Source organism: Microvirgula sp. AG722 (genome assembly GCF_003269145.1).
Classification (GTDB): domain Bacteria; phylum Pseudomonadota; class Gammaproteobacteria; order Burkholderiales; family Aquaspirillaceae; genus Microvirgula; species Microvirgula aerodenitrificans.
This window is the reverse complement of record NZ_QLTJ01000001.1, coordinates 1-13,420: the sequence shown is the minus strand read 5'-3', so window position 1 is coordinate 13,420 and position 13,420 is coordinate 1. Positions and strand designations below refer to the sequence as shown.

The 13,420-nt window shown below is 63.8% G+C and carries 10 protein-coding genes; 5 read left to right on the top strand and 5 right to left on the bottom strand.

The genetic code is table 11. The annotated features are described in order from the left end of the window. Nucleotides 1–67: 67 nt before the first annotated feature. Nucleotides 68–1,576, bottom strand: a complete 1,509-nt coding sequence (locus DFO50_RS00050; RefSeq protein WP_107888709.1) for a PLP-dependent aminotransferase family protein — start codon at nucleotides 1,574–1,576, stop codon at nucleotides 68–70. A gap of 216 nt (nucleotides 1,577–1,792) precedes the next feature. On the opposite strand from DFO50_RS00050, the gene gabP reads away from it, so the two are divergent. Continuing rightward, entirely contained in the window at nucleotides 1,793–3,178 is a 1,386-nt protein-coding gene (gabP, locus tag DFO50_RS00045) for a GABA permease (protein WP_107888708.1), read from the top strand. 103 nt (nucleotides 3,179–3,281) lie between these two features. Here gabP and dapD read toward each other — a convergent pair whose 3' ends face one another. Next, nucleotides 3,282–4,103: a 2,3,4,5-tetrahydropyridine-2,6-dicarboxylate N-succinyltransferase gene (dapD, locus tag DFO50_RS00040; protein WP_028497858.1), complete on the bottom strand. Its 822-nt coding sequence runs from the start codon at nucleotides 4,101–4,103 to the stop codon at nucleotides 3,282–3,284. Between the two features lie 42 nt (nucleotides 4,104–4,145). Further along, the gene (gene dapC, locus DFO50_RS00035) at nucleotides 4,146–5,348 is read right to left on the bottom strand and encodes a succinyldiaminopimelate transaminase (RefSeq protein WP_112691877.1); all 1,203 of its coding nucleotides are present in this window, start codon (nucleotides 5,346–5,348) and stop codon (nucleotides 4,146–4,148) included. A gap of 223 nt (nucleotides 5,349–5,571) precedes the next feature. Here dapC and DFO50_RS00030 point away from each other — a divergent pair, with 223 nt between their 5' ends. Then, nucleotides 5,572–6,492 carry a DMT family transporter gene (locus tag DFO50_RS00030; protein ID WP_051528617.1) on the top strand — a complete coding sequence of 307 codons (921 nt, stop codon included), beginning with the start codon at nucleotides 5,572–5,574 and terminating at the stop codon, nucleotides 6,490–6,492. 141 nt (nucleotides 6,493–6,633) lie between these two features. Further along, complete coding sequence (locus tag DFO50_RS00025) at nucleotides 6,634–8,517, top strand: methyl-accepting chemotaxis protein (protein ID WP_051528616.1); 1,884 nt, start codon at nucleotides 6,634–6,636, stop codon at nucleotides 8,515–8,517. Between the two features lie 66 nt (nucleotides 8,518–8,583). Here the strand turns inward: DFO50_RS00025 and DFO50_RS00020 are convergent, their stop codons facing one another. Further along, entirely contained in the window at nucleotides 8,584–9,366 is a 783-nt protein-coding gene (locus DFO50_RS00020; protein WP_028497856.1) for a ParA family protein, read from the bottom strand. Nucleotides 9,367–9,444: 78 nt separating this feature from the next. Further along, complete coding sequence (locus DFO50_RS00015; RefSeq protein ID WP_036385045.1) at nucleotides 9,445–9,915, bottom strand: surface-adhesin E family protein; 471 nt, start codon at nucleotides 9,913–9,915, stop codon at nucleotides 9,445–9,447. A gap of 107 nt (nucleotides 9,916–10,022) precedes the next feature. Between DFO50_RS00015 and recQ the strand changes: the two genes are divergently transcribed. Beyond that, nucleotides 10,023–11,849 (top strand): DNA helicase RecQ, encoded by a 1,827-nt coding sequence (recQ, locus tag DFO50_RS00010; RefSeq protein ID WP_028497854.1) that lies wholly within the window; start codon nucleotides 10,023–10,025, stop codon nucleotides 11,847–11,849. 96 nt (nucleotides 11,850–11,945) lie between these two features. Then, complete coding sequence (gene argJ, locus DFO50_RS00005) at nucleotides 11,946–13,163, top strand: bifunctional glutamate N-acetyltransferase/amino-acid acetyltransferase ArgJ (protein WP_112691876.1); 1,218 nt, start codon at nucleotides 11,946–11,948, stop codon at nucleotides 13,161–13,163. Nucleotides 13,164–13,420: the final 257 nt, after the last annotated feature.

Here is a 13,420-nt window from a genome sequence, read left to right as displayed (position 1 = left end):
GCAAGAGAAATGACGGAACAGGTGTCAACCGACTATGCCCATTCCATCTTAGTGAAGTCTGAGCGATTCAGCCCGGCGCATCGGCAATGCAGCCTGCCAGCGTGGCGAAATGGCGACTGATCTCGTCCTCGTCGACATGGGAATAGCCGAGCAGCAGGCCGGAGGCGCTGCTGGCCGGCGCGCGGTAATAGCGGCTCAGTGCCCGGGTGATGATGCCGTGTCCGAGCGCATCCCGGGCGATGGCCCGGTCGTCCCGGCCGGGCAGGCCGAGCACCAGATGCAGGCCGGCCGATCCGTCATGGATCGGCAGCGAATCGCCAAAGCCGGTTGCGATGGCCGACAGCAGCGCCTCGCGCCGTGCCGCATACAGATTGCGCATGCGGCGGATATGCGACACGAAATGGCCGTCGACGATAAAGTCGGCCAGTACCGCCTGGGTCAGCGACTGACCGCCGCGATAGACCTCGGACAGGCCAACGCGGAAAGCATCGACCAGCGGGGCCGGCACCACCATGTATGACAGCCGAAGTCCCGGAAACATCACCTTCGAGAAGGTGCCAAGGTACAGCACCCGCCCGTCGGTATCGAGGCCCTGCAGCGAGGGCAGCGGCGGGCGGCCATAGCGGAACTCGCTGTCGTAGTCGTCCTCGACGATCCAGGCGCCATGATGGCTGGCGTAGGCCAGCAACTGGCGCCGGCGCGCCAGACTCATGACCGAGCCGAGCGGGTACTGGTGGGACGGGGACACGAAGACCAGGCGCGGCCGGCCCTCGCCGCGGTCGACATCCAGCCCCTCGTCGTCGACCGGCACCGGCACGGTCTCGATACCGTTGGCGCGCCAGACGCTGTGCACGCCCCAGTAACCGGGGTCCTCGACCCAGGCGCGGGCGCCGGGATCACACAGCATCAGGCCGATCAGCTGCAAGGCGGTATGGGTACCGCTGGTAATGACGATCTGCTCCGGATCGCAGAGAACGCCGCGTGATGAGCGCAGATAGTCGGCCAGTGCGGCGCGCAGCGGTGGATAACCCAGGCCGACACCATAACTGAGCAGGTCCGGTGGCGGCCGGCGCCAGTGCCGGTTCTGCAGCCGCATCCAGGTCCGGGCCGGGAACGCCCGCACTTCCGGTACCCCCGGCATGAAAGCACCCCACTGGCGCTCGCCGGCGCCGGCCCGGGCCATCAGTGCCGCGCCGCGCTGCGACACGCCGGATGCATGACGGGAGGCGGGGACCGGTGCGGTTTCCCGCGTCGCGGCCGGGTGCGGAATGCGGTCGGGCCGGGTATCCGACACGAAGGTGCCGCGGCCGACGCCCGCGCTGACATAGCCTTCGGCGGCCAGTCGCTCGTAAACATGGATCACGGTATTGCGGGCAATGCCCAGTTCGGCCGCCAGCTGTCGCGATGACGGCAGGCGCAGGCCATGTGGCAATTCCTCACCGAGAATGGCGTCGCGCAGCAGGCGATAAAGTTGCTGATTGTCCGACTCGGCACTGCCCGGCAGGAAGCGAAGCTGGATCAGGTCGACCAGCATCGACGGGCTGCGCGTGCTGGCGGGCTTGGGGCGTTTGGTCATGGTGACAAGGACTTGCTGCCGGATTGGCTCCAGCAAAAAAACAGGATTGGCTCTCATTCTACAGCCAATTGCTGCTTAAACTGAGCTTAAGTGCAATTAGTTCATTTGCATAAAAAAGCAAGAAAAAAGTAAAGCCGCGCGTCGACGAGTCGCCGCGGACCATACAAAGCGCGCCCCGCCGCAGGGTGGCGGCGCAGAGAAAGAGGAAAATCCGCCATGTCCACTTCCGCCGGGCTGAGCCACGGGCTCAAGCCGCGTCACGTCACCATGTTGTCCATTGCCGGCGTGATTGGCGCCGGTCTGTTCGTCGGCTCCGGTCACGCCATCGCCGAAGCCGGTCCCGCCGTCATCCTCGCCTATGCCTTCGCCGGGCTGCTGGTCGTGCTGGTCATGCGCATGCTCGGGGAAATGGCGGTGGCCGATCCCGATACCGGCTCGTTCTCCACCTATGCCGACCGCGCCATCGGCCACTGGGCCGGCTATATCATCGGCTGGCTGTACTGGTGGTTCTGGGTGCTGGTCATTCCGCTCGAGGCCAATGCCGCCGCCACCATCCTGCATGCGTGGTTCGAAGGTGTGCCGATGTGGTCGTTCGCCCTGGCCATCACCTTCCTGCTGACCCTGACCAATCTGTTCAGCGTCAAGAATTACGGCGAGTTCGAGTTCTGGTTCGCCCTGATCAAGGTGATCGCCATCGTCGCCTTCCTGGCGCTCGGCGCGGCCGCCATCTTCGGCTTCATTCCCGGCAGCGGCGTCAGCGGCGTGTCGCGGCTGTTCGACAGCGGCGGTTTCATGCCCAACGGCTTCGGCGCGGTGATCGGTGCCATGCTGACCAGCATGTTCACCTTCCTCGGTACCGAAATCGTCACCATTGCCGCCGCCGAGTCGAAAGACCCGGAAAAGCAGATCGTCCGCGCCACCCGCTCGGTCATCTGGCGAATCAGCCTGTTCTACTTCGGTTCGATCTTCATCGTCATCGCGCTGGTGGCCTGGAACGATCCGCAACTGCCGCTGGTCGGCTCCTACCAGCGCACGCTGGAACTGGTCGGCATCCCGAACGCCAAGGCCATCGTCGACGTCATCGTGCTGGTGTCGGTTGCCAGTTGCCTGAACTCGGCGCTGTATACCGCATCGCGCATGCTGTACTCGCTGTCGGTGCGTCGTGACGCGTTCACCATTTTCAAGCGCACCGCCGCCAATGGCACGCCGCAAATGGCCGTGATCGGCTCGATGGTGGTCGGCTTTGGCGCCGTGATCGCCAACTACCTGGTACCGGAAGAAGTGTTCGCCTTCCTGCTGGCGACCTCGGGCGCGATTGCGCTGCTGGTCTACCTGGTCATTGCCGTGTCGCAACTGCGGATGCGCAAGCAACTGCTGGCGCGCGGCAAGCCGCTGACGCTGCGCATGTGGTGCTATCCGTGGCTGACCTGGGGCGTGATCCTGTTCATCTGCGGTGTGCTGGTGATGATGCTGATTCGTCCGGAGCACCGGATCGAGGTATTCGGCACCGCGCTGCTGACCGTGGTGGTGATGGCGATCGGCTGGTTCCGCTCGCGGGTGCTGGGCACGCCGTGGATGGGGGCGGTGGCGCCGGCGCACTGACGCCCCGTAGCGTGGCGGTCGCCCCACCTGACCGCGTTCACACAAAAAATGCCGCGCCCCTGATCAGGGGCGCGGCATTGTCATATTGCTGTCGCGGCCGGGCTCAGATCCCGCGCAGCAGCTCGTTGATGCTGGTCTTGGCACGGGTCTTGGCATCGACCTTCTTCACGATCACGGCGCAGTACAGGCTGTACTTGCCATCGGCCGACGGCAGGTTGCCCGACACCACCACCGAGCCGGCCGGCACGCGGCCATAGCTGACTTCGCCGGTTTCGCGATCATAGATCTTGGTGCTCTGGCCGATATACACCCCCATCGAGATGACCGAACCTTCTTCGACGATCACGCCCTCGACGATTTCCGAGCGGGCGCCGATAAAGCAGTTGTCGCCGATGATGGTCGGATTGGCCTGCAGCGGTTCGAGTACGCCGCCGATGCCGACACCGCCGGACAGGTGAACGTTCTTGCCGATCTGCGCGCAGCTGCCGACCGTGGCCCAGGTATCAACCATGGTGCCTTCGTCGACATAGGCGCCGATATTCACATAGCTCGGCATCAGCACGGTATTGCGGGCGATGAACGAGCCCTTGCGCGCGACCGCACCCGGTACCACGCGGAAACCGGCAGCCTGGAAGCGTGCCGCATCCCAGTCGGCAAACTTGGTATCGACCTTGTCGAAGAAGCGGTTCACGCCATCGTCGGACACGGCGTTGTCGCGGATGCGGAACGACAGCAGCACCGCCTTCTTCAGCCATTGATGGGTGATCCACTCGCCGTCGAGCTTCTCTGCCACGCGCAGCGTGCCGGCATCCAGTTCGGCGATGACCGCGTCGACGGCGGCTTTCACTTCGGCAGTGACGGTAGCGGGGGAGATGTCGGCGCGGCGTTCAAACGCTTCTTCGATCAGGGCTTGATTCGGATTCATGGGGCAGGCCTTTTCAATCGGATGGCAAAAGGGGTCGAAAATTCAATTAGTGGCAGTATGCACGCAATCGACGATGCGCCATGCTGCCTCGACGCAGGCATCGAGCGGCGCAACCAGCGCAATGCGGACATAGCCGGCGCCGGGATTGATGCCGTGCGCGTGGCGGGCCAGGAACGAGCCCGGCAGCACGGTGACGTGGTAGCGCGCATACAGCTCGCGGGCGAAAGCCGTGTCGCTGCCACCGGGCACTTTTGCCCACAGGTAGAAGCCGGCATCGGGCCGGCGCGTGTCGAGCACGCGACTGATGATCGGCGTGACGGCAGTGAACTTCTCCGCATAGCGCGCGCGGTTGTCGTCGACATGCGCCTCGTCGTTCCAGGCCGCGCGGCTGGCCAGTTGCACTGCCGGGCTCATGGCGCTGCCGTGGTAGGTGCGGTACAGCAGGAAACTCTTGAGGATGGCGCTGTCGCCGGCGACGAAGCCGGAGCGCAGCCCGGGGGCGTTCGAGCGCTTGGACAGACTGGTAAACATGACCAGCCGGCGGAAGTCGGTACGGCCCAGCCGGCTTGCGGCTTCCAGCCCGCCCAGCGGCGGCTGGCCGGCATGGATTTCCGAGTAGCACTCGTCGGAAGCGATGACAAAACCGTAGCGGTCGGACAGGGCAAACAGTTTGCGCCAGCCGTCCAGTCCCATCACGCCGCCGGTCGGGTTGCCCGGGCTGCAGGCGAAGACCAGCTGGGTCCGGGCCCAGACCTCGGCCGGGATGCTGTCCCAGTCCGGGACGAAGCCGGTGGCAGCCGTGCAGTTCACATAGCAGGGCTCGGCACCGGCCAGCAGCGCCGCGCCTTCATAGATCTGGTAGAACGGGTTCGGCGAAATCACCACAGGCCGCTGACCGTCGGCGCGCGGTGCAATGACCGCCTGCGCAAACGAGAACAGCGCCTCGCGGCTGCCAAGCACCGGCAGCACCTGGCTGGCCGGATCGGGGCGGGCAATGCCGTAGCGGCGAACCAGCCAGTCGGCACAGGCTTCGCGCAGCGGCAGGCCGCCAAGCGTCGGCGGATACTCACCCAGACACTCGAGCGCCGCGGCCAGTGTCTCTTTGATGACCGCCGGTGTCGGGTGCTTGGGTTCGCCTATCGACAGGTTGATGGCAGAATATTCCGTATTCGGGCTCAGGTCGCCGAACAGGTCGCGCAACTTCTGGAACGGGTAAGGTTCAAGGCGCTCTAGGTGAGGATTCATCGCGGCGGATTCATTTTGTGCGACTGCAAAACACTGGATACTAAAAGCCCGCCCTGCCATCCGCCAAGCAGAAAATCCTCAGGCCGTCCGTAAATCACACCATGCCGAACGGAAGCACGCAGCGGGGTCTCCCCACCACAACGGGGAGCGATGCCGCGCCCGGCCGTTTCCCGTCTCCGTCGGACCTGCACCGATCCCCCAAAAACCGCTGGTGCCCACCGTCATGCGCAGTCTGAAAATTCTCCCCATCCTCTGTACCCTGACCACCGCGCTGGTGTGGGGGCTGCTGTGGTATCCGTTCCGTTTTCTGACCGAGCAGGGCATCTCGGCGTCGATGACATCGATGCTGGTCTACCTGCTGTGCGCCACGGTCGGCATTGCGCTGTTCTGGCGCGACTTCAAGCGCTATTTCCGCCCCGAGTTCCGCCTGCTGGTCCTGATGGTGATCTTCGGCTGGACCAATCTTGGCTACACCTGGGCCGTGACCGAAGGCCAGGTGATGCGGGTCATGCTGCTGTTCTACCTGTCACCGTTGTGGACTGCCTTCCTGTCCTGGCTGATCCTGAAGGAAACGCTGACCCGTGCCGGGCTGGCGGTGATCGGCCTGTCGCTGCTCGGCTGCGCGATCACCCTGTACCGGCCGGGCCTGTGGAGTGGCTCGGCGATGCTGTCGGAGCGCTATGAATGGTTTGCGCTGACCGCCGGCTTCGCCTACTCGCTCGGCACCGTACTGTCGCGGCGCGCACAATCGCTGGCGCTGCCGGTCAAGTCGGCCTGCATCTGGCTCGGTGTGGCCGGCTTTGCCGCCGTCACGCTGACCCTGTCCGGCCGCATGGGGGAAATCCGCCTGCTGACGCCGGTCATCGGCGTGGAAATCGTGCTGATCGCCGCCTGCCTGCTGGCGACCAGCATCGTGTCCCAGCATGGCGTCAGCCTGCTGCCGGCGAACCAGGTCATGACCCTGATGCTGACCGAACTGGTGTTCGCCGCCGTGTCGGCCTACCTGCTCGCGTCCGAGCGCATGAGCCTGCAGGAATGGATCGGGGGCGGGCTGATCATTGCCGCCAGCCTGCTGTCCGGGAAAATGCATGCCGGACCGGAAAAAGTGCGGTTGAAGCCGGAACCGCCATTGCCAACGCGCTGACGGAAAACGAATAACCCCATACAAAATATGGATTTATTCGTTATGAACATAACAAGCTCCTCCCGACGATATGAATCACTAAATGGCTGAGAGGATCTGACATAATCCCGATCCCAATCGAATTTGCGTCGCATCAGGATCATGAAATCCATCAAGACAAAGCTGATCGTGCTGGTGGCGGTTGCCATCGTTGTCGCGACGGTCAGCGTCACGCTGGTCGCCTTCTTCAAACTGCGCGGCGATCTGCGTACCGGGCTGGAACAGCAGGTAGAGCTGGTGGCAGTCAGCCAGCGTCACTTCGTCGAGGAATGGATCGACGTGCGCAAGCAGGTGGTCGAAGCCGGCCTGCGCCACGCTACCTCGCCGGATGTGTCCTCGTCGCTGCAGTCGCTGGCGGCCGCAGGGGGCTTTACCCAGATGTTCGTCGGGGACGGAGCCAGCAAGGACATGGTCTACTCCATTCCGGGCAAGCAGAAGCCAAGCCCCGACTACGATCCGGCCAGCCGTGAGTGGTTCAAGCGCGCCCGTGCCGGCAACGACACCATCGTGACCTCGCCGTACAAGCCGGCCAGTGCCGACATCAAGGAACTGGTGGTCAGCATCGCGCACCGGGTCGACGGCAGTGAAAAAGTGGTGGCTGGCGATATCGTCATCGGCCAGCTGGTCAAATCGGTCCGTGCCGTGGCGCTGCCGGGCGACGGCTTTGCCTTCCTGATGACGCGCGAGGGCAAGCTGATTGCCTATCCGCACGAAGGCATGGAACTGAAAGACGTCGCCGAAGTGGCCGAAGGGCTGGACGCGGCGCGGATCCAGTCCCTGCTGGCCGAGCCGGGTCTGACCGACATGACGGTCGAACGCGTGCCATCGCTGGTCAGACTGGTCGATGTGCCCGGGACCGACTGGGTGCTGGGCATGGTGATGGACCGCAGCGTGCTGACCGGACCGCTGCTCAAACTGGTCGGTGCCATGGTCGGCGCCACGCTGCTGGTGCTGCTGCTGTGCACCGGTTTTGTGACCGGCTATCTGCAGCGCCTGCTGCGTGGCCTGATCCAGGTCCGCGACGCGATGCGCGAAATCGCTGCCGGCGAGGGCGACCTGACTCGTCAGATCGACGTGCCGGGCGAAGACGAAGTGGCCGAGACCGCACAGGCATTCAACCAGTTCATCCAGCGTCTGAACGGCATGTTCCGCGAACTGCGCGACGATGCGGTGCAACTGGCCGGCGGCGTGGTATCGCTGGGCGGCGCATTCGACAAGATGGCGGGGGATTCGCGCGCGCTGGCCGATATATCCAGCGCCAACGCCGCAACCATCGAACAGGTGTCGGTCAGCATCTCGCAGATTGCCGACGCCGCGCGCGATACCGACGCGATGGTGCATGAAACCGGTGACGCGTCGCATGAAGGGGCACTGCATATCGAGCGCATCGCCACGGATATGGACAAGACCTCGTCGGCGGTCGATGACCTGTCGACCCTGCTGTCGTCGCTGGAACAGCGCTCGCAGCAGATCAGCCAGATCACCAATGTGATCAGCGACATCGCCGACCAGACCAATCTGCTGGCACTGAACGCTGCCATCGAGGCGGCGCGTGCCGGCGAGCAGGGACGCGGTTTCGCCGTGGTGGCGGACGAAGTGCGCAAGCTGGCCGAGCGCACCGGCAAGGCGACCATCGAGATCAGCGCCATGATCGGCAGCATCATGAGCGAGACCACGCGCGCGACCGGCAATATGCAGGTCACCAGCGGGGCGGTCAGCCAGAGTGTGGCGCTGACCCGCGAAGCCAGCGACCGCATCGGCCGCATCAGCGACACCATGCGCGAGGTCGAGAGCAAGATTGAATCGATCGCGCTGTCGACCGGTGAACAGCACAAGGCCGCACTGGCCATGGCGCAGAGCACCGAGAGCATCAATCTGCGCATCGTCGACAGCGATCAGGCGCTGCAATCGGCCAAGGGGACGCTCGATACGCTGACCGGGCTGGCCGGCAGCATGCAGCAGGCGTTCAGCCGCTTCCGCCTGTAAAAGGCACTCCGGAACAAAAAACGGGAGCCGTCAGGCTCCCGTTTTTCTTTCCGGCCGTGCGTACCGTCAGCGAACTGCCGGTGCCGCAGCCAATTGCTGATACAGCGACGTAAATGCCTGGGTCAGCTTGTGACGCGGATCGAAATGGATCAGCGGCCGTGCCGCCTCGTGTGATTCGCGTACCCGGATCGAATGCTGCAAGCGGACATCCAGCACCGGCAGGCCCTCGGCAAGCAACTCGTCGACCATGCGGCCGGGCAGGGTGGCGCGCGGCTGGAACTGGTTGACGATAATGCCTTCCACCGTCAGCCCCGGATTGTGGTCGCCACGGATTTCATCGACATTGGCGAGCAACTGGTACAGCGCCTGACGTGCGAACGCATCGCAGTCGAACGGAATCAGGCAGCGGTCGGCAGCGATCAGCGCCGAGCGGGTAAAGAAGTTCAGCGCCGGCGGCGTGTCGATCCAGACCTCGTCGAAATCAGCCGCCAGCTCGACCAGCAGGTCGCGCAGCTTGTACATCTTGTAGCGGGATTCGAGCTTGCCGGCGAGTTCGCCCAGCTCCGGATGCGACGCCATCAGCGTCAGGCCCGGATACGGCGTGGCATGCAGGAAATCGCGCGTCTCTTTCGAGAACAGGCTGAAGTTCAGTTGCTGGTCAAACCAGTCGAACAGCGTCGGTGAGACGGTATCGGCCCCGGTGCCGAGCAGGTAGTGAGTCAGATTGCCTTGCGGATCGAGGTCGATGACCAGCACCCGGCGTCCGGCATGTGCCGCGACCGCGGCAAGATTGGCGGCGATGGTCGATTTGCCGACGCCGCCCTTCTGATTGAAAACGACTCGCTTGATGGCCGCCATACCGCGTCCTCCGTTGAACCTGCATGAAAAACGCCCGGGGCGGACCGGGCGCGTTGACAGTAGTCGGCGTTATTTCCTGCCGCAGACGAACTGCATTTGCTGATAGCTCGCCGAGTTGGGAATGATCGCCGCCGGTTTGATCTGTTTGTCATTATACGAATAGCTGGCGATCTGGCGACCCCCGTCGTCATACAGGCGCATTGCCACCAGCCGGTAGGTCTGCGACTGGCAGTCGATCTGCCAGGTATTGATCGAACGCTTGTGCAGCGGCGTGTCGCCGAGGTTTTCCTTCTTCGGATTGAACAGCGTCTTGCGGTCGCGGAATGTGACCAGCGAACCGCGACGCTGGATCGACAGCGTGTCGATCTCGTTCATCACATTGCCGTTCGGCGTCACGCCGAGGTTTTTCCATTCGGCGTCCTGCACCGCCGTGGACGTGCCGGACTTGCCCGGCGACGAGGTGCTGCCGGACTGGGTGGCGCAGCCGGTGGCCAGCAGGCTGAGGAGGGACGCGACAATAAGCGGGCGGATAGCAGTCATGACTGAGTCGATGAAAAGGACAGAATGGTTGCAAGTTTGGCACAGCGACGGTCCCAGTGCATCGACCGGCACGGCAAAGGTGCGCGCTTTTGCTTACAATCCGGTCGGTGAACACGCCCCAGACCACCCTTTCCCACGCCAGCCAGATCCTGCGCGACGTATTTGGTTACCCGGATTTCCGCGGCCCGCAGGCCGACATCGTCTGCCACGTTGCCGAAGGACAGCATGCGCTGGTGCTGATGCCGACCGGTGGCGGCAAGTCCCTGTGCTTCCAGATTCCCGCGCTGATGCGCAGCGGACTGGCCGTCATCATCAGCCCGCTGATCGCACTGATGCAGGACCAGGTTTCCACACTGACCGAACTTGGCGTCGCCGCGGCCTTCCTCAATTCGACCCAGGACGCCGAGCAGGCACGCACCGTGGCGCGCGCCGCGCGTGCCGGCACGCTGAAACTGCTGTACGTCGCACCGGAACGCTTGCTCAGCCCGCGCTTTCTCGACTGGATCGCGTCGATGGAAATCGGCCTGTTCGCCATTGACGAAGCGCATTGCGTCAGCCAGTGGGGACACGACTTCCGTCCGGAATACCGGGAACTCGGCGTACTGGCCGATCGCTTTCCGAACGTGCCGCGCGTTGCCCTGACCGCCACCGCCGACCCGGATACCCGCGAGGAGATCCGCCATTACCTGCGGCTGGAACAGGCGCGGGTCTTCCTGTCCAGCTTTGACCGGCCGAACCTGACCTATCACGTCATCGAAAAGCACCAGGCCAAGCAGCAGTTGCTGCGCTTTATCCAGCAGGAGCACGCCGGGCAGAGCGGCATCGTCTACTGCCTGTCGCGCAAGCGGGTGGAAGATACCGCCGCCTTCCTGCGCGAAAACGGCATCGACGCCATGCCGTATCACGCCGGCTTCGATGCACGCACCCGCGAACAGCACCAGACCCGCTTTATCCGCGAGGACAATGTGGTGATGGTCGCAACCATCGCCTTCGGCATGGGCATCGACAAGCCCGATGTCCGTTTCGTCGCCCATCTCGACCTGCCGAAAAGCCCGGAAGGTTTCTATCAGGAGTCCGGCCGCGCCGGCCGTGACGGACTGCCGGCGACCAGCTGGCTGTGCTACGGACTGAGCGATATGGTCCAGCTGCAGCAGATGATCTTCGACGGCGATGTCGACGAAACCCGCCGCAGCGTCGAACTCGGCAAGCTGGATGCGATGCTGGCCTACTGCGAAACCGCCAGTTGCCGCCGCCAGTTGCTGCTGGCCCACTTCGGCGAGCAGATCGAGCCGTGCGGCAAGTGCGACAACTGCCTGCATCCGCCTGTGACCCAGGACATGACCACCCAGGTGCAGAAGCTGCTGTCGTGCATCTATCGCGTCAGCCAGCGCGCAGCGGCCAACCATGTGATCGAGATCCTGCTCGGGCGCGAAACGGCGAACGTGATGAGCCGTGGCCACCAGCACCTGTCGACCTATGGCGTCGGCAAGGAACTGTCGCAACGCGGCTGGCGCTCGCTGGTGCGCCAGCTGGTGGCACAGGGTTATCTGCAGGTCGACGTGATGAACTACCAGGCGCTGCGCCTGACCGACAAGTGCCGGCCGGTGCTGAAAGGCCAGGAACAGGTGTGGCTGCGCCCGCTGCGGGAAGACAAGAAGACCCCGCGCAGCGGCAGCCAGGACGCCGAGCGCTGGCTGCGCACCGAACGCGAAGAACGGCTGTGGCAGGGACTGCGCAGCTGGCGCAAGCGAATGGCCGACGAACACAACGTCCCGGCCTACGCGGTGTTCTCCGATCGCACCCTGCGCGAGCTGGTCGAGCAACGGCCGCAAAGCGAGGATGGCCTGCGCCAGGTCTACGGCGTCGGCGGCAGCAAGCTGGCGCGCTATGGCGACGACCTGCTGACGGTGATCGCCGAGTTTTCCGACCAGTAGTCCCCGGCGGGCTGCATGACGAAACAACGCTGGCCGCATGACCGATAAACGCTACAATGGGTCGCTTTTCTGTAAGTCAGACCTTTTGGAGCCATCATGCCCGTCAATCTGCAGCAACCAGACCGTTCCCGGCTTTTCCCTGTTCCCGGCGTGACCCTTGCGGTCGCGGAGGCCGGTGTCAAACAGGCAAAGCGACGAGACGTGCTGGTGCTGGAGCTGGCGCCGGCATGCCGGGTGGCCGGGGTTTTCACCCGCAACCGCTTCTGTGCCGCGCCGGTGATCCTGTCCAGAGCGCACCTGGCCAGTGGCCAGCCGATCCGGGCGCTGGTCGTGAATACCGGCAATGCCAATGCCGGGACCGGTGAGGATGGCCGCCAGCGTGCCCGTGCCATCTGCGCGGCGCTGGCCGAGGAACTGGGTGTCAATGTCGAACAGGTCCTGCCGTTCTCCACTGGCGTCATCCTGGAACCGCTGCCGGCCGACCGCATCATCGCCGCTCTGCCGACACGACAGCATGCCGACTGGCTGGATGCCGCCGAGGCGATCATGACTACCGACATCATGCCGAAGGCGACCTCGCGTCAGGTCATGGTCAACGGCAAGACCGTGACCGTGACCGGCATTGCCAAGGGCGCCGGCATGATTCATCCGAACATGGCCACCATGCTGGGCTTTATCGCTACCGACGCGGATGTCGGACAACAGGCACTGCAGCAGATGGTGCGCGATGTTGCCGACCAGTCGTTCAACTGCGTCACCGTCGATGGTGACACCTCGACCAATGACAGCTTCCTGCTGATTGCCAGCGGACAGGCCGGCAATGCCACTATTGATGCGGACTCTGCAGCCGGCTACGCCGAACTGCATGATGCAGTCCGTGACGTGGCCATCGAACTGGCCCAGGCCATCGCCCGTGATGGCGAAGGCGCGACCAAGTTCATGACCGTTACCGTCGAAGGCGGTCACGACCGGGCCGAATGCAAGCAGGTCGCTTATGCCATTGCCCGCTCACCATTGGTCAAGACTGCCTTCTTCGCCTCCGACCCGAACCTGGGCCGGCTGCTGGCGGCCATTGGCTACGCCGGCATCGACGACCTCGATGTGGACCGGCTGGACCTGTATCTGGACGACGTCCTGGTCGCGACCGGCGGCGGGCGCAATCCGGCCTACAGGGAAGAAGACGGCCAGCGGGTGATGAACCAGCCGGAAATCACCGTCCGGGTGAAACTGAACCGCGGCGAGGCGTCGGCGACGGTGTGGACCTGCGACTTTTCCTATGACTACGTGCGCATCAACGCCGACTACCGCAGTTGAGGCCGAAACAAAGCCTTTTTCTCTCAAGGACTTGCCGAATCGGTGACAAAAAAGCGGAAAACGGGTGTTGACGGAAGGGAGGGGCGGACGTATAGTTCGCTTCCTCGCTGCACGACGCAGCGCCGAACGAAGCAGCAAGTCGCTGATTCGGTTCGGAAAAATGCTCTTTAACAAAACAGACAACCGATAAGTGTAGGCGCTTGCTGAAAAGCAAGGCTTACACAGTCAAGGAAGAGCTTTCAGAAGTTCTTTTGAGA